The sequence below is a fragment of the Mesorhizobium sp. Arg314 genome (assembly GCF_053714275.1).
Window position 1 is genome coordinate 25,370 of record NZ_JBSKBP010000009.1, and the last position, 15,492, is coordinate 40,861.

The following is a 15,492-nucleotide window of genomic DNA, read 5'->3' on the forward strand; positions in this document are numbered from 1 at the left end:
GCACAATGCGATGCTCGATATCGTCGGCAAGGTGTTCGGGCGCGCCGTGACGACCGCCGAACTGGAAAGCCTGTTCTAGGCGGCGAGGGTCAAGGCGGATCGGTTTTGCAGCTTGCCGCTACCTGGCCGATCGCTTCGGAGAGACCCGCGAGCTCGAAATCGGCCTCGCCACGCCCTGCCAGCAGGCCGAAGCGCCATGACAGCGTCAGCCGGCTCGCTGAAGCCAGGCGCTTGATGCCGTCCCCTCCATCCCTGACCAGCGTCCTGCCGTGCGGACCGACCGACCAGCTTTCATCCGTTTTGCTGCCGCCATCGACGATGACCGACATGGTGATCTTGCGGCTAGCCGAAACGGAATCGCTGATTTTCAGCCACTCGCTCCAGCGCGGATCGCCATCCGGCCGGCAGGCCAGTGTCAGCACCGGACTATAACCCAGCGCGCCGCCCCCTGTGATGAGCTTGTTGATGGCATGCAGCGATGCCGTGATCTGGCCGCCGCCGCCGGTGTCTACGCGCCAGTTGCCGAGATCCGGCCCAGTCCGGTCACCTCCTTCGGCCGCCGCCAACAAGAACGCTGCGGAGTCCGGCTCGGCGCGGACGCCCCCGACGATCGCTGCCAGCAAGAGCGCCGGGGCAATAACCACGCCTCTTATCAAGAACCCCAGGCTCACAAGTGCCTCCACACATCCGCGAATGCGATGAAAAACAGATAATGTTCAATGGGTGGTATCGCCAGCGGTAGTTGATCAAGACAATTTGCCTGCGTTGCCGCGCCGCCACGATGAAAAAGGCCGCCCGGAGGCGGCCTTTCAAAATCGGGCACTGAAACCTCGTTACTCGGCTTCCTTGGCCGCCTTTTTCTTCGGCGCGGCCTTCTTCTTCGGCTCTTCCGCCTCGTCGGCGGCTTCATCCGCCTTTGCTTCGGCCTTCTTCGCGGCAGCCTTCTTGGCCGGCTTCGCCTTTGTCGCGGTCTCGGCCTCCTCGTCGTCAGCCATCAGTTCGTCCTTGCCGACCTTGACGTCGTTGACCGAGATCTGGCCAAGCAGATAATCGACGACCTTCTCTTCGAACATCGGCGCCCGCAGCGCGTTGATGGCTTCCGGGTTGCTGCGATAGAACTCGAAGGCTTCCTGCTGCTGGTTGGCCGGGAAGCGGCGCACCTGCTCGAACAGGCCACGCTGCAGTTCCTCGTCCGACACGGTCACGCCGGCCTTCTCGCCGATCTCGGCCAGAACCAGGCCGAGGCGCACGCGACGCTCGGCAAGGCGCATATATTCGGCGCGCGCCTCTTCTTCCGTCGTCTCTTCGTCGGTGAAAGTGCGGCCGGCGGCTTCGAGGTCGCGGTTGACCTGAGCCCAGATGTTGTTGAACTCGGCTTCGACGAGCTTCGAGGGCGCTTCGAAGGAATAGGCCGAATCGAGCTGGTCGAGCAGCTGGCGCTTCACCTTCTGGCGGGTCATCGAGCCGAACTGGTTCTCGATCTGGCCGCGTACGATCTCGCGCAGGCGCTCGAGCGATTCCAGGCCGAGATTCTTGGCCGTCTCGTCATTGACTTCGAGCTCGCCGGGCTTCGCCACTTCCTTGACGGTGACGTCGAAGATGGCTTCCTTGCCGGCCAGATGCGCCGCCTGGTAGTTTTCCGGGAACGTAACCGTGACCTGCTTCTCATCGCCGGCATTCGTGCCGATCAGCTGATCCTCGAAGCCCGGGATGAACTCCTTCGAGCCGAGCACCAGCGGCTGGTCGGTGCCGGCGCCACCGGCGAAAGCCTCGCCGCCGATCTTGCCGAGATAGTCGATGGTCACGCGGTCGCCCTCGGCGGCCTTGCCGGTCTTCGGCTCATAGCTGCGCGCCGATTCGGCAACGCGCTTGACCTGATCGTCCACTTCCGATTCCGGCACGTCATAGACCTGACGCGTCACCTTGATGTCGGAAAAGTCCTTGATCTCGATCGCCGGGATGACCTCGTAGTTGAGGCTGAATTCGAAGTCGGAGCCGCCGGCCAGGATCTTCTCGGCCTCTTTCTCGTCCTCGGTCATGATCACTTCGGGCTGCATGGCGGCCTTCTCGCCGCGCCCGGAGATGATCGAACGGGTCGAGTCGTTGAGGATCTCGTTGACGACCTCGGCCATGAACGACTTGCCGTACATCTTGCGCAGGTGCTGCACCGGCACCTTGCCCGGGCGGAAGCCGTTGATCCGCACCTTGTCGCGGGCATCCGTCAGCCGCGCCATCAGCTTGGCTTCCATGTCACCGGCCGGCACGGTGATCTTGATCTCGCGCTTGAGACCGGAGTTGAGCGTTTCGGTGACCTGCATCCTAGAACCTTTGTTTTCAACAATGAGACTGCCAAACGGTCTTAGCCGTTTACAGCCTGCCGGTATGATGTTGCCGGAAATGGCTTCTGGTACGGAACCTGGCGATTTGACCGCTGATGCGGTTCAAACTCTCCTGAACTACGCTTTGCCAAATGCGAAGAAGTCTTTGTTTTTCCTATAAATTTTCACATCTTGCAAATGCGGAAATTCACGTTCCGTCACATTCGACACGCCTTTTGTCACAGGCTAGGCAAATTTTCAACTATCTTCGCGTCTAGCCGAATAAGCATGACGTGGACGCCGACATTGACAGAATGATGGCTACATGGGATTGCCGGGGAAAGCGGATGTGGCGGAATTGGTAGACGCCCTGGATTTAGGTTCCAGTGCCGAAAGGCGTGGGGGTTCGAGTCCCTTCATCCGCACCACCCTTCGCTCTAGCGAGCTTCGGGTGGCGAGCCACCTGAAGCTCCAAGAGCGAAGGTGTCCTCCGAAGCCTCGGCGAAGGAGGACCGGAGCCGTCAACTTCTGGCGGCGCAAGCAAGGCTCTCACGCTCTCGGAGACAATCCCGCTTTGTCCATCCGGTGCACTTGAAATAGCTCTTTAACAGGTTCTTACTTGCAATAGGCAGGTTGGGGCTCTGTCAGATTGTGCGTGTAATTTCTCTAGTTCTGAGGGTTGGGTCAGCTCTCGCGGCAGCAACGTCTCAGGTTGAGGCTTTGGAGTACACTCCGGCTTCTCCTCCGGGTCAGCGGCCAATGCTCATTGTCTCCGGTGAGTTTGGCGCCAATGAGTCCTTGAACGCCTTTAGCCGCGCGGTTGTGAGCAGCGGGGCCAAGGTGATTGTATTCAACTCCCCTGGTGGCAACGTCGGCGGTGCTATTCGGTTGGGGCGTATGATCCGCGCAGCAGGGTTGGATACGCTTCAGATTGGCCAATTGCAGTGCGCTTCAGCCTGCTCACTGGCCTTCCTGGGTGGCATCCATCGTGTTGCCGAACCAAGTTCCATCGGCATTCACCGGGCGTTTCTCAATCCGGCTGACGGGATGTCCACCGAAGAAGCGAAGGCCCGTGTCCAGCTCGGAACGGCTGCAATCATATCCTATGTCGTCGAGATGGGAGTGGACCCCAAGCTGATAGAATTGGCTTCGAGCTATGGCAAGCATGACATAAGATATCTATCGGCCAGCGAAATGGCTGAGTTGCGTGTGACCAATGCCGCAGCGAACCAACCGCCCGCAAATACTTCACAGGTGTTAACGAGGCCAAATCCTGCGCCGGTGTCTGCTCCTGCCCCCGACGCCAGGCAACAGCCGGAAAGCATTGCGGTCGCCTTCGTCAGGGATCTCATCGAGCATCATGGCGACAACGACGATTTCGCTCTTGCTCAAGCTCAGGCGTCCTACGCTCCCACGGTTGACTATTATGGCAAGTTGACGAACCTGAGCTCGATCATTCAGGACAAGAAGAACTATTACCAGCGATGGCCTGAACGCGGAAATAGCGTCCGCAATGACAGCATTTTGGTCACCTGCGCTAACGACCGCTGCAACGTCTCGGGCGTCTATGACTGGATTGTGCGCAGCCCCTCGATACACAAGCAGGAAAAAGGGGTAGCAAACTTTAGCTATACGATTTCGATCGGTCCCTATCCCAGAATCATCGCAGAGACAGGCAGTGTTCAGCGATAACCGGGACCACCGTTAACGCGGACCGTCGCGCCAACGCCAGGGCCCTATACACCTTAATACAGCGGCTCCTCGAACAGCGTCTTGTCGCCATCCATCAGCGCCTTGATCTGCGCCGTGCCACCGGCCGAGAGCGCCAGCTTGATGCCGAACGGGCGCACGCGCATGTCGTTCTGGATCGCCATCCCCTCGCCTTCCGGCAGGTAGAAGCGGTCGATCCCGTAGTCCGGCGCGATCGTCATGTCGGGACTGCGCAAGTCCCAGCCTGCCGTGACGTGCCCGGCGATATCCGCTTCGTCCGCGTTGGCCGGGACCGGCGCCTTGCCGAACCAGGCTGCCGTCGGCTGCCAGTAGCCGTCGTCGCCCTTCTTCAATCGCACCACGATCGAGCTGTCGTCGCTGGAAACCGCGCCTTGCGGCACGTTGGCGATCAGCTTCACCGGGATCTGCGAAATGTTGTTGTTGAGCGAGATATAGTCGCCACGCAGGAGATCGCGCGGATCGACGGGCTGGACTTTCAGCAGCACTTCCTTGCCGTTGCGCAGGATCGCGGCGCGGCCGGCAATGATCCAGCTGAGAAAGCCGATCTGGACAAGCGCCAGCACCAGCGCCGAGATGATCAGCTTCTTGCCGGTCATGCCGCTGCTCCTGTCTCGGCAGGCGCCTTCATGCGCTTCTCTATGCGGATGATGACCAGCGCCAGTATGCCGAGCAGCACCGCCGCCGCCAGGAAAAAGCCGGCCGTATCCAGCATCGACTGCAAGGTTACGCTGTAGATGATGGCGAGCTCGAAGGCGAAGCCGGCATAGGCCAGCCAGCGCAGCCCCCTGCTCTCGCGGCCCGCCAGCATGATTGCCGCGACGATGCCGGCAAGTGCTACGACCGAGGCAATGGCGAACCCACTGTTGTAAGTGCTCTCATCCGCCAGATCGAACTGGATGATTGCCATGCCGGTGAGGAAGCCGAGCAAGGCGTGCAAGGGCAGCCGGCCGCCAAGCTGAAGGATCCTGTCGATCGGATCGCCCGCAAGGACCGAAGCGGCAAAGAGCAGCGCCGAGACGGTTGCCAGCGACACAGCCACTGGCAGCGTATCGTGATCCGTCGCCAGCAGAACCAGAAAGAGAATGACCGACAGAACGAGCAGGTGGCGCCCGGCCTGGCTGCGCGTCCAGAACGAAATGGCGAACAGGACGATCGCCATGACGATGAAGAGATGCGGAATTTCCGCACGCCAGTAGAAGCCGAACCCCTTGAGGACCAGCCAGGCGTCGGCAATGCCGATCGCCGCCACCGTCAGCGGGTTCGAGCGTAGCGCCACGGCCGCCAACGCCGTGCCGGCGCACCAGGTGACCAGCGCCGCGGCCTCGTCGCCCGAAAGGTGGTACATCTGGCCGATGAGCGCGATCGATCCGCCGAAGGCCGCGGCGGCAACGATCCACAGCGCCTCGCCGATCGCAGCATGGTCGCGCGTCTTCAGCACCGCGCCGCCGGCATAGCCGGCGAGGATGACGGCAAAAAGCGCTGCCACGCGCACAAGGCGCGGGATGGCGTCCCAGTTGGCGGCGACGAAGATCAGGATCGCAGCGCCGAACAGAAGCGCCGCCATCATCGCCAGGATCGAGCCGAAACTCAGCGACGCGCGCTCATTGGCGGCGACGTCGCGCTTCAATGCCTCCGCCGTGGCAGGATCGATCAGTCCTGCGTCCCGCCAGCGGGCGATATCCGTTCCCACCCGTTTCGCGTAGCTCGCCATGCGTTTCCCCCGAGCCCGGTCATTTCGTTAGCCGGAACTGCCAAACCATTGACGCAGCGGCATTTTCCGATTCGGCCTTCGTTGTGACGCAGGCGTGAATGGCCGTTAATGTTGCATTGCACAATTTGCATTGCTGCCATGCGCCAATGGCACTTTTAAATCGATATGACCCCGCCTATTTTCTGTTCGTACACAAACGGAATGATCCGAACCAAAGACGAAACGAGAACTACCATGAACCTGATCCGCAACTACCGCAACTGGCGCCGCTACCGGGACACCGTTTCCGAGCTGAACCGCCTGTCGAACCGTGAACTGACCGACCTCGGCATCAGCCGCAGCGACATCCACTACGTCGCTCGCAAGGCGGTCTAATCCGCTTCGGACCGCAAATGGTCCGAACCAGTTTTGAAGAGAGTAAGACAATGAACCTGATCCGCAGCTATCGTAACTGGCGCGTTTACCGCGACACCGTTACCGAGCTGGGTCGGCTTTCGAACCGCCAGCTCCACGATCTCGGCATCGTTCGCGACGAGATCAAGATGGTCGCCCGCAAGGCGATCTAACCAGGAATTTCGCCAGGGTCGACCTCCTCCCCGACCCTGACGGATACGGTCAGCCTTCACCTCCTCCCGAGGGTTGACCACTGAAACGGCGCCCGCCGGACCTCCTCCCCCGGCGGGCGTTGTTCTCCAGAAGGTTTCGCCCCTTCTCAAAGGCGAAAAGAATTTTCGTCCTCAAACGGCGAAAAGAATTTCGTCAAAGCCGACCTCCTCCCCGGCAACGACGAATAAGGTCGATCTTCACCTCCTCCCGAGGATCGACCCCCAAAACGACACCCGCCGGACCTCCTCCCCCGGCGGGTGTTGTTGTTTTTCAGGGCAATTCCAGGAAAACTGCGCAGCGTTTGAGCTCCGCGACTTCGGCGAGCCTTGCGTCCGGAATTGCGCAAAAACAAATAGCGAGCGCCTGCTTCCCGCCCCGCCCTTTGCCGCCCGGCAATTGCAATCGGGCCGCCAAGCGACTATTCCGGCGCCCATGAACAAAAATCCCGTACACGTCATCGGCGGCGGCCTCGCCGGCTCCGAGGCCGCATGGCAGATCGCCGAGGCCGGCGTCCCCGTGGTGCTGCATGAAATGCGCCCCGTGCGCGGCACTGACGCGCACAAGACCGATGGTCTGGCCGAGCTCGTCTGCTCCAACTCCTTCCGCTCCGACGACGCCGCGGCCAATGCCGTCGGCCTGCTCCATGCCGAAATGCGGCTGGCGGGCTCGCTGATCATGAGCGCCGGCGACGCCAATCAGGTTCCGGCCGGCGGCGCACTGGCCGTCGACCGCGACGGCTTTTCCGACGCGGTCACCGCCAAAATCGAGGCGCATCCGCTGATCACGATCCAGCGCGAGGAAGTTCCTGAACTGCCGCCGGCGGAATGGAACCAGGCGATCATCGCCACCGGTCCGCTGACAGCGCCTTCGCTTGCCCAGTCGATCGCGGAAGCCACAGGCGCCGATGCGCTCGCCTTCTTCGACGCGATCGCGCCGATCGTGCATTTCGACACGATCGACATGAGCATTTGCTGGTTCCAGTCGCGCTACGACAAGGTCGGTCCCGGCGGCACCGGCAAGGACTACATCAACTGCCCCATGGACAAGGACCAGTACTTCGCCTTTGTTCAGGCGCTGGTCGACGGCCAAAAAACCGAGTTCAAGCAGTGGGAAGGCACGCCCTATTTCGACGGCTGCCTGCCGATCGAGGTGATGGCCGAGCGCGGTGTCGAGACGCTGCGCTACGGCCCGATGAAGCCGATGGGGTTGACCAATGCGCACAATCCGACGGTCAAGGCCTATGCGGTCGTGCAGCTTCGCCAGGACAATGCGCTGGGCACGCTCTACAACATGGTCGGTTTCCAGACCAAACTGAAGCATGCCGAACAGGTGCGCATCTTCCGCACCATTCCGGGTCTCGAAAACGCCGATTTCGCCCGCCTCGGCGGCCTGCACCGCAACACCTACATCAATTCGCCGACGCTGCTCGATCCCTCGCTGCAGCTCAAATCCCGGCCGGGCCTGCGCTTTGCCGGGCAGATCACCGGCTGCGAAGGCTATGTCGAAAGCGCCGCCATCGGTCTGCTCGCCGGCCGCTTCGCCGCCGCCGAACGGCTCGGCAAGGCGCTGTCGCTGCCGCCCTCAACCACCGCCTTCGGCGCGCTGCTCAACCACATCACCGGCGGCCACATCGTCTCGGACGACGAGCCCGGAAAACGCTCCTTCCAGCCGATGAACGTCAATTTCGGCCTGTTCCCCCCGGCGGAAGCGCCGAAGGCCGAAGGCAAGCGCCTGCGCGGCAAGGACAAGACCGTCGCCAAAAGGCACGCCATCACCTCGCGCGCGCTGGCCGATTGCCGCCAGTGGCTGGGGCTCCCGGCGCAGGCGGAAGCCGCGGAATAAGCTTTTCGGTTCCCGTTGGACGACCCGTATAAAGTAGGATATCGTCCTACGTTATACGCATGGAGGCCATTCGATGGAATCCGCCGAGAAATTATCCATCACCGTCACACCAGCAATGGCGCGCATGATCCGCGAGAAGGTAGAGGACGGCTCTTTCGGATCGGCGAGCGAAGTCATCCGCGCCGCGCTGCGCGCCTTTCAGCGCGAAGAGGAAGAGCATGCCGAGCGGATGGCTTCGATCCGGGCGCGAGTGAAAGCTTCAATTGAGGACAAAAGGCCGGCCGTGCCGCTCGACGAGGCGATCGACAGGGTAAAGAGTCGGATTTCGAAGCTTGCGCGAGATAGTGATGATTCAGCGCCTCGCCGTCGTTCTAAGCGAAGCGGCCATATCCGATCTTGATGCCATTGCTGCCTACATCTTGGAAAGCAGCAGGAGTCAGAGCATCGCTAACGGCTTCGTCGATCGGATCAGGGAACGCTGCCGCAGCATCGGCGATGTCCCTCATGGCGGCCGTCCCCGCGACGACGTCGTGCTGGGACTAAGGACAGTTCCGTTCGAGCATTCAGCCGTCATCGCGTATTTGTAGAGGGCGATGCTGTATTCATCGTCAACGTCTTTTACGGAGGCCGAGACTATGAGGCGCTAATGCGTGGCGGCAGCAAAGCGTCCTAGCGGGGCTACTCCGCCGGCTCTGCACCCGCCCCCGGCAATCCCGGCTTGCCCGCCTCTCCCGGATTCCTCCGCACATAGGCCGCCTTCAGCGTCTGCGACGTGTCGCGCGAGCCGTCATGGCTCCAGCCCGGCGGCTGGATGAGATAATTCAACCGCTGACCGGGCGTCAGCCCGGGCGCCAGAGCATCCTTGAACATGCCGATCCATTCGTGGAAGGCCACCTTCAGCGGATTGAAGGTGCCGATGTTCTTCACGATGCCGTAGCGCGGCCGGTCTTCCTTCAGTTCCTCGACGAAGGTGCCGAACATGCGGTCCCAGATGATCAGCGTTCCGGCGTAGTTGGCGTCGAGATAGCGCGGATTGGTGGCGTGGTGGACGCGGTGGTGCGAGGGCGTGTTGAAGATGAATTCGAACCAGCCCCACATCTTGCCGATCGTCTCGGTGTGGATCCAGAACTGCCAGACAAGGTTGAAGCCGAAAACGAAGGCGATCACCGCCGGATGGAAGCCGAGCAGCACCAGCGGCGCCTGCAGCACGAACATGAAGGTGAACAGGCTCGTCCAGCTTTGCCTCAGCGCCGTCGAGAGGTTGTAGTGCTGGCTGGAATGGTGGTTGACATGTTCGGCCCACACCCAGCGCACCCGGTGCGCAATGCGGTGATAGACATAGTAGCGCAGGTCATCGAGCAGGAAGGCGGCGGCGAACACCCAGATCGACAGGCCGAGATTGAAGAAGCGGAACTGCCACAGCCACAGCAGCGCCCAATAGGCCACGACGCCGAGCAACAGGCCGGCGACGACATTGCCCGTTCCCATCATCAGGCTGGCCAGCGTGTCGCGCGTCTCGAACGATCCCTTGGCGCGGCCGGTGCGCACCAGCCACAGCTCGATCAGGATCGCCGCGACGAAGAACGGAATGGCAAGCTGGGTGACCTGCGGGAAATTGTACTCGTTCATCACGCAGCCTCTCGGATCTGATCGCGGGCTTGCAGCGCCGCCGCCACCGCCACCGCGCCGGCCTCGTCGGCGAAGACGAACCTGCCGCCTTTCCAGGTGAAATCATTCAGCTTGAGCGACACCACGTCGCCTTCCCTCGCCAACGCCAGAATGTCGTGCGGCGTGACGATGCGCGTCAGAAAACAGTCGCCGATGCTCTGGACGATGCCGCAGCGCTGCGGACCGAGTTCGAGAAACGCGGCCTGGTTGTCGGCTGTCAGCCGCACAACGCCTGGCTTTTCATCGGGAAAATCCTCGGCAAAACGTGCGAGCGCCTGATCGGCAGTGGCAAGCGTCGCGGTTGTTGTGCCGCCGGTGAAATGCACGGCCGCGACGGACAACGCGATGCCGAACACGACAAGAACGACCAGGACTGGCAGGCTCATGGAAAAGCGGCTCCTCCGGCGGCCCGCATTTCTTTGACGCGAGTCCACGCCAGAGAATCCCTAGCATGATTGACGTTTACGTCAAAGGGGCGCCCAGCCCCTCATCGCATGACGCAAGAGCAACCAGTGCCGGCACAGGATGGAGAGCGTCGCGACTGTGCTGAGCGGCGACCTGCCCGCTTTCTCCATCCTGCCGAGATAGGTGCGGGTCAGCGCCAGCGGGAGGAAGGCCGGCCGCAGTGCAACGGGAAGCGCCGGCGCGCCTTTCTCGAAGGCGTTGAGATGCTCCCGTGCCAGCGCGATCATCGCTGCAACCGCGCGCTCGGCGGCAGCCCCGCCCTCTCCTTTGACGAACTCGTCCGGCGTTGTGCCGGCCGCCGAGAGGATATCGGCGGGCACGAAACACTGTCCGCGCCGACGATGCAGCGGCAAGAGCAACAACAGGCCGGTGATGGCCTGTGCGCAACCGGCCCGTCCCGCCAGTTCGGCAAAGCTTGGCGCCGCGACCGGATCGAGCACCATCGCCGCAAGCTGGATAAGTGCTGCGGCCGTTTCGCCGCAATAGCCCTCGAGGTCGGTGCGCGACGGCATCGGGTCGTCATAGAGATCGAATATCCGCGCCTCGAGCATGTTCTCGAAAGCAGCCTTGGGCAACCGGTGGGCGGTGATCGTTGCGCGCAGGGCGTCGGCGGTCGGGTGACCTGTCTCGGCATCCCCGTCGGTCGCGATGACGTCGCGCCACCATTGCAGCCTGACCTCGCCCGGCAGTGGCTCGTGGATGCGATCGCGCACGCCGGCGATTTCGGCGTTGAAGGCATAGAGCGCAAGCAGGGCGTCGCGCTTACCGGCCGGCGCGTATAGCGCCGACAGATACCGGTCATGGTCGGCGGCGCGCACCGCATCCATGACGATGTCGCCATTCTTGACGATGTTGGACGTGCCGGCCATTCAATCGACGGCGATCAGCGCGGCGGCTACGGCGCGGTCTTCGGCCAGGAGCACATTGTAGGTTCGTACCGCCGCTCCCGTCGACATCGGGTCGGCCGAGATGCCGGCCTCCTTGAGCGCCGAGCGCAGCGCCGCCGGCAGCGGCCGCAGTTCCTTGCCCATGCCGACCAGCAGGATCTCCACCTTGCCGGCTTCGGCAAACAGCCTGTCGAAGTCCGAGGCCTTCAGCGCCAGCGGATCGGCCGGCTCCCAGCCATGGATGCCCGACGGCAGGACGAGCAGCGACCCGCGATGCGACATGTCGGCAAAGCGAAAGCCGCCATTGCCATAGGCCTCGATCGGCGCCTTGCCGGGGAAATGCGCCTCGCGGATGATGATGCCTTTGGCCATGGGTCTAGAACATGATGCCGAAAAGTGTGGAGCGGCTTTCGGACGACATCATGCTCTATCTCTTTGATTTAGAGCCGGATTCAGATTTCAGGTCGAACAGACCTGAAATCATCCGGCTCTAAAGCATGATCCTGAAAAGTGGGAACCGGTTTTCGGAAAAGATCATGCTCCAACAAAAGATTAGATCAGGATGACGGTTCAACGAAGCGCCATCCTGATCTAGCGGCGTCAGGTAGCCACGGCCTTGCCGTTCGCCGGCTTCGTCTCCTCGGCGGTCCCGGCCTGTTGCCGCAACCGGAACAGGATCAGCAGCGGCGCGGCGATGAAGATCGACGAATAGGTGCCGAACACCACGCCGAACAGCATCGCCATCGTGAACGAACGAATCACCTCGCCGCCGAACAGCACGAGCGCCAACAGCGCCAGGATCGTCGTCACCGAAGTCAGCGTGGTTCTCGACAGCGTCTCGTTGATGGCGTTGTTCAAGAGCTGCGGCAGCGGCATCTTCTTGTATTTTCGCAGATCCTCGCGGACGCGGTCATAGACCACGATCGTGTCGTTCAGGGAATAGCCGATGATGGTCAGGATCGCCGCCAGCGATGACTGGTTGAACTCCAGCCCTGTCAGGACGAAGAAGCCGATCGTCATCACCACATCGTGCACGGTGGCGATGATGGCGCCGACCGCGAACTGCCATTCGAAACGGAACCAGACATAGAGCAGGATGCCGACCAGCGCGATCAGCATTGCGATCGTGCCCTGTTTGGCCAGTTCGCCGGAAACCGTCGGCCCCACCACCTCGACGCGGCGGAAATCATACTGGTCCTGCAGTTCGCCCCGCACCTTGTCGATGACGGTCTGCTCGGCATTCTCGCCGGCGTCCTGCGTGCCGACGCGGATCAGGACGTCGTTCGGCGCGCCGAACTGCTGCACCTGGATCTCGCCGATGTTGAGCTCGGACAGCCTGTTGCGGATGTCGCCGAGATTGGCGTCGCCCTGCTTGGACTGCACCTCGATCATCGAGCCGCCCTTGAAGTCGATACCGTAATTGATGTCGATGGTCAGGAAACCGACGACCGACAGGATCGACAACAGGCTGGACAAGGCGAACGTCCAGCGGCGGATGCCCATGAACGGGATCTTGGTGCCCGGCGGAATGAACGTGACCGGCGCGCGCGGCAATTCCTTCGGGCGGGCGCGGCGCAGCCAGATCGACACCAGCATGCGGGTGAAGGTGAAGGCGGTAAAGACCGTGGTCAAAATGCCGATGGCGTAGGTGATGGCGAAGCCCTTGACCGGACCCGTGCCGAGCCAGAACAGCACCACGGTGGCGATCAGCGAGGTGACGTTGGAGTCGACGATGGTCGCCAAAGCCTTGGAGAAGCCGCTGTCGATCGCCTGGATCACCGAGCGGCCGTTTCGTCGCTCCTCGCGGATGCGTTCATAGATCAGAACGTTGGAGTCCACCGCCATGCCGATGGTGAGCACGATACCGGCGATGCCGGGTAAGGTGAGCGTCGCGCCGAGCAGCGACAGCACAGCCACGATCATCGCCACATGGACCGCGAGCGCGATGTTGGCGAGGAAGCCAAGGAAGCCATAGGCGACGAACATGAAGGCGACCACGAGGATCGAGCCGATCACGCCAGCGACCTTGCCGGCATGGATCGAGTCCTGGCCGAGACCCGGACCGACGGTGCGCTCTTCGATCACCGTCAGCTTAGCCGGCAGCGCGCCGGCGCGCAGGAGAACCGCGAGATCATTCGCGCTTTGGGCGGTGAAATTGCCGGAAATCTGGCCGGAACCACCGAGAATTGGTTCGCGAATTTGCGGCGCGGAAATGACCTGATTGTCAAGGATGATAGCGAAGCGCTTACCGACATTCGCAGCTGTCGCCTGGCCGAACCGGGTCGCTCCTCTCGAGTTGAAGGTGAACGAAACGACTGGTTCGTTGTTCCGAGAATCATAGGTTGCCGACGCCTTGGCAAGGTCTTCGCCTGAAACGAGAACGCGGTTTTCTATCAGGTAAGGAACCGGCGGATCGTCCTGCGAATAGAGAATGGATGATCCGCTTGGCGGACGATTCTTCAGCGCATCCTGCACCGGCATCGACTCGTCGACCATCTGGAAAGTTAGCTTGGCGGTCTGGCCAATAATCTCCTTCAACCTTTGCGGGTCCTGCAGGCCCGGCACCTGGACCAGGACGCGGTCATCTCCCTGCCGCTGCACGATCGGCTCTGTGGTGCCTAATTCGTTGACGCGACGTTCCACGACTTCGATCGACTGCGCCAGCGCGGACGAGGTGCGAAATTTTATGCCCGCGTCGGTAACCGTGAATTTAAGCAGGCCAGCTTCGGAATCATTCAGTGCCATTTCCTGGACGGAGCCACCTGAGAACAAGCCGGCAGCGACGGGAGCCGTCAGCGGCTTCAACGCGGTCTTGGCTGCATCGATCTGGGTCGGATCCGTGATGCGAACCTGCACGGTTCGGCCCGTTCCACCAAGCGCTGTATATTGAATCTTGGCCTCGCGCAGCAGCGTCCGGATTTCGTCACGCGCCGTCTCCAATTGCGCCTTGATGAGGTCGTTCTGATCCATCTGGAGCAGGATGTGCGAGCCGCCCTGAAGGTCGAGGCCGAGCGTCATCTGCCGCTTCGGCACCCAGCTCGGCAGCTGCGCCAGCATGCTTGCCGGGAAAAGGTTGGGCGCGGCGAGGATCACTGTGATGGCCACGGCCAGCCAGATCAGGATCATCTTAAGGCGCGAGAAATAGAGCATTCGTTCTTATCCGTTCAGGCGTACAAGCGGCAGCGTTCCGCCATCGGCTCGGTTGTCGTCTATCATCGTCATTTCAACTACGGCCGGCCCTATCGTGCTTCCTCGACGATTGTCAATCGCGCCGGCAGCGCGCCGGTGCGCATCAGCAAGGCGATCGTCTTGGCTTCCAGGTCGGTAAAGCTTCCCGATATCTGGCCGGTGCCGCTCTCGATGGGTTCTCGAACGATCGGGGCGGAAATCACCTGACCATCCAAAATCATTGCAAACGGCTTGCCTACATACTGTGTCGTCGCCCATTTGAAACGCTCGGTACCCCTGGAATCGAGCCGGAATGCGACAACAGGCTCACCGGCCAGTGCTGCCCTAGCGTCCAGCACACGGTCACCGGAAACGATGACCCGGTTTTCGACAAGATAGGGGACCGGCGGATCGTCCATGCTATAAAGCACCGACGATCCCGCTGGCGGCCGGCTGTTGATTGCATCATTCACCGGCATCGACGTGTCGACCAGCTGAAAACTCAGCCGACCGGGCCGCGCAAGGGTTCGCGCCAAGCTGAGCAAATCCGCAGCGCCTGGCGCCTGAACAACTATGCCCTCGTCCGTCAATTGGATCGCGGAATCGGCGATGCCGAGTTCGTGCAGACGATTTTTGATGACCTCGATCGACTGCGCGAGCGCGGCCGACATCCGATAGTTCGCGCCGGCGTCTGTCATCATGAATTTCAGCAGGCCGGGCTCGCTGTCGTCCAGCGCAAATTCCTGGACCGGACCTTCCTTGCCGGCGATGGGATCGACCACTGCCTTGAGTGCCGCTTTGGCAGCCTCGACTTGCACGGGATCGCCAATGCGCAGTTGAACCGTGAGGCCCGATACGGCGAGGCCGCTGAAGTTGATCCTCGGTTGGACATCACGCAGCAGCATCCTGATCTGGTCGCGTGTTGCTTCCAGCCGGCGGTTGATCAACTCATCAGTATCCAGGCGAAGCAAAATATGCGTCCCGGATATCGAAGCAAAAGCATTCGACGCGCCGAAGACCATCGCGATCAGGGCAAGCCCGATCAAAATGACCTTCAGGCGCGAAAGATAGACCATATGCCGCCGTTCGTCAGAAT

General features: G+C 61.6%; 15 protein-coding genes, 1 tRNA gene and 1 pseudogene. 7 read left to right on the forward strand and 10 right to left on the reverse strand.

Annotation, left to right across the window (positions count from 1 at the left end; genetic code table 11):
• Positions 1–89: 89 nt before the first annotated feature.
• Positions 90–671, reverse strand: coding sequence for a hypothetical protein (locus ACWGS9_RS11835; protein WP_454505421.1), 582 nt, complete (start codon positions 669–671; stop codon positions 90–92).
• A gap of 162 nt (positions 672–833) precedes the next feature.
• Positions 834–2,318, reverse strand: coding sequence for a trigger factor (gene tig, locus ACWGS9_RS11840; RefSeq protein ID WP_454505422.1), 1,485 nt, complete (start codon positions 2,316–2,318; stop codon positions 834–836).
• Between the two features lie 343 nt (positions 2,319–2,661).
• Between tig and ACWGS9_RS11845 the strand changes: the two genes are divergently transcribed.
• A tRNA-Leu gene (locus ACWGS9_RS11845) sits at positions 2,662–2,746 on the forward strand.
• Between the two features lie 331 nt (positions 2,747–3,077).
• Complete coding sequence (locus tag ACWGS9_RS11850) at positions 3,078–4,010, forward strand: COG3904 family protein (RefSeq protein WP_454505423.1); 933 nt, start codon at positions 3,078–3,080, stop codon at positions 4,008–4,010.
• Between the two features lie 53 nt (positions 4,011–4,063).
• Here ACWGS9_RS11850 and ACWGS9_RS11855 read toward each other — a convergent pair whose 3' ends face one another.
• Both ACWGS9_RS11855 and ACWGS9_RS11860 read right to left on the reverse strand, forming a co-directional pair.
• The gene (locus tag ACWGS9_RS11855) at positions 4,064–4,645 is read right to left on the reverse strand and encodes a GDYXXLXY domain-containing protein (protein ID WP_454505424.1); all 582 of its coding nucleotides are present in this window, start codon (positions 4,643–4,645) and stop codon (positions 4,064–4,066) included.
• Positions 4,642–5,760: a DUF2157 domain-containing protein gene (locus ACWGS9_RS11860; protein ID WP_454505425.1), complete on the reverse strand. Its 1,119-nt coding sequence runs from the start codon at positions 5,758–5,760 to the stop codon at positions 4,642–4,644. Before ACWGS9_RS11860 ends, ACWGS9_RS11855 begins: the two co-directional genes overlap by 4 nt.
• Positions 5,761–5,994: 234 nt before the next feature.
• On the opposite strand from ACWGS9_RS11860, the gene ACWGS9_RS11865 reads away from it, so the two are divergent.
• From ACWGS9_RS11865 to ACWGS9_RS11885, 5 genes and pseudogenes are all read left to right on the forward strand, one after another.
• Positions 5,995–6,135 (forward strand): DUF1127 domain-containing protein, encoded by a 141-nt coding sequence (locus ACWGS9_RS11865; RefSeq protein ID WP_095765031.1) that lies wholly within the window; start codon positions 5,995–5,997, stop codon positions 6,133–6,135.
• Between the two features lie 50 nt (positions 6,136–6,185).
• Positions 6,186–6,326 (forward strand): DUF1127 domain-containing protein, encoded by a 141-nt coding sequence (locus ACWGS9_RS11870; protein WP_084508100.1) that lies wholly within the window; start codon positions 6,186–6,188, stop codon positions 6,324–6,326.
• Positions 6,327–6,798: 472 nt separating this feature from the next.
• Positions 6,799–8,208 (forward strand): methylenetetrahydrofolate--tRNA-(uracil(54)-C(5))-methyltransferase (FADH(2)-oxidizing) TrmFO, encoded by a 1,410-nt coding sequence (gene trmFO / locus ACWGS9_RS11875; RefSeq protein ID WP_454505426.1) that lies wholly within the window; start codon positions 6,799–6,801, stop codon positions 8,206–8,208.
• Between the two features lie 73 nt (positions 8,209–8,281).
• Positions 8,282–8,608 carry a type II toxin-antitoxin system ParD family antitoxin gene (locus tag ACWGS9_RS11880; protein ID WP_454505427.1) on the forward strand — a complete coding sequence of 109 codons (327 nt, stop codon included), beginning with the start codon at positions 8,282–8,284 and terminating at the stop codon, positions 8,606–8,608.
• Positions 8,559–8,881: pseudogene (locus tag ACWGS9_RS11885) on the forward strand (type II toxin-antitoxin system RelE/ParE family toxin). Before ACWGS9_RS11880 ends, ACWGS9_RS11885 begins: the two are co-directional and overlap by 50 nt.
• Positions 8,882–8,886: 5 nt before the next feature.
• Here ACWGS9_RS11885 and ACWGS9_RS11890 read toward each other — a convergent pair.
• From ACWGS9_RS11890 to ACWGS9_RS11915, 6 genes are all read right to left on the reverse strand, one after another.
• Entirely contained in the window at positions 8,887–9,837 is a 951-nt protein-coding gene (locus tag ACWGS9_RS11890; protein WP_454505428.1) for a sterol desaturase family protein, read from the reverse strand.
• Positions 9,837–10,262: a hypothetical protein gene (locus ACWGS9_RS11895; RefSeq protein WP_454505429.1), complete on the reverse strand. Its 426-nt coding sequence runs from the start codon at positions 10,260–10,262 to the stop codon at positions 9,837–9,839. The genes ACWGS9_RS11890 and ACWGS9_RS11895 overlap by 1 nt, the downstream gene beginning before the upstream one ends.
• Positions 10,263–10,343: 81 nt before the next feature.
• Positions 10,344–11,210: a phytoene/squalene synthase family protein gene (locus ACWGS9_RS11900; RefSeq protein ID WP_454505430.1), complete on the reverse strand. Its 867-nt coding sequence runs from the start codon at positions 11,208–11,210 to the stop codon at positions 10,344–10,346.
• Positions 11,211–11,600 carry an Mth938-like domain-containing protein gene (locus ACWGS9_RS11905; RefSeq protein WP_454505431.1) on the reverse strand — a complete coding sequence of 130 codons (390 nt, stop codon included), beginning with the start codon at positions 11,598–11,600 and terminating at the stop codon, positions 11,211–11,213. It lies immediately after the preceding gene.
• 228 nt (positions 11,601–11,828) lie between these two features.
• A complete protein-coding gene (gene secDF, locus ACWGS9_RS11910; RefSeq protein ID WP_454505432.1) occupies positions 11,829–14,378 on the reverse strand; it encodes a protein translocase subunit SecDF in 2,550 nt (849 codons plus the stop codon).
• Between the two features lie 89 nt (positions 14,379–14,467).
• Positions 14,468–15,472 (reverse strand): SecDF P1 head subdomain-containing protein, encoded by a 1,005-nt coding sequence (locus ACWGS9_RS11915; RefSeq protein WP_454505433.1) that lies wholly within the window; start codon positions 15,470–15,472, stop codon positions 14,468–14,470.
• Positions 15,473–15,492 lie beyond the last annotated feature (20 nt).

What these genes read in the sequence shown, in the direction of transcription:
- ACWGS9_RS11900 (WP_454505430.1), bottom strand. Translation starts at nt 11,210, where the DNA reads ATGGCCGGCACGTCCAACATCGTCAAGAATGGCGACATCGTCATGGAT.
- ACWGS9_RS11895 (WP_454505429.1), bottom strand. Translation starts at nt 10,262, where the DNA reads ATGAGCCTGCCAGTCCTGGTCGTTCTTGTCGTGTTCGGCATCGCGTTG.
- ACWGS9_RS11860 (WP_454505425.1), bottom strand. Translation starts at nt 5,760, where the DNA reads ATGGCGAGCTACGCGAAACGGGTGGGAACGGATATCGCCCGCTGGCGG.
- ACWGS9_RS11890 (WP_454505428.1), bottom strand. Translation starts at nt 9,837, where the DNA reads ATGAACGAGTACAATTTCCCGCAGGTCACCCAGCTTGCCATTCCGTTC.
- ACWGS9_RS11905 (WP_454505431.1), bottom strand. Translation starts at nt 11,600, where the DNA reads ATGGCCAAAGGCATCATCATCCGCGAGGCGCATTTCCCCGGCAAGGCG.
- secDF (WP_454505432.1), bottom strand. Translation starts at nt 14,378, where the DNA reads ATGCTCTATTTCTCGCGCCTTAAGATGATCCTGATCTGGCTGGCCGTG.
- ACWGS9_RS11915 (WP_454505433.1), bottom strand. Translation starts at nt 15,472, where the DNA reads ATGGTCTATCTTTCGCGCCTGAAGGTCATTTTGATCGGGCTTGCCCTG.
- ACWGS9_RS11855 (WP_454505424.1), bottom strand. Translation starts at nt 4,645, where the DNA reads ATGACCGGCAAGAAGCTGATCATCTCGGCGCTGGTGCTGGCGCTTGTC.
- trmFO (WP_454505426.1), top strand. Translation starts at nt 6,799, where the DNA reads ATGAACAAAAATCCCGTACACGTCATCGGCGGCGGCCTCGCCGGCTCC.
- ACWGS9_RS11850 (WP_454505423.1), top strand. Translation starts at nt 3,078, where the DNA reads ATGCTCATTGTCTCCGGTGAGTTTGGCGCCAATGAGTCCTTGAACGCC.
- ACWGS9_RS11865 (WP_095765031.1), top strand. Translation starts at nt 5,995, where the DNA reads ATGAACCTGATCCGCAACTACCGCAACTGGCGCCGCTACCGGGACACC.
- ACWGS9_RS11870 (WP_084508100.1), top strand. Translation starts at nt 6,186, where the DNA reads ATGAACCTGATCCGCAGCTATCGTAACTGGCGCGTTTACCGCGACACC.
- tig (WP_454505422.1), bottom strand. Translation starts at nt 2,318, where the DNA reads ATGCAGGTCACCGAAACGCTCAACTCCGGTCTCAAGCGCGAGATCAAG.
- ACWGS9_RS11880 (WP_454505427.1), top strand. Translation starts at nt 8,282, where the DNA reads ATGGAATCCGCCGAGAAATTATCCATCACCGTCACACCAGCAATGGCG.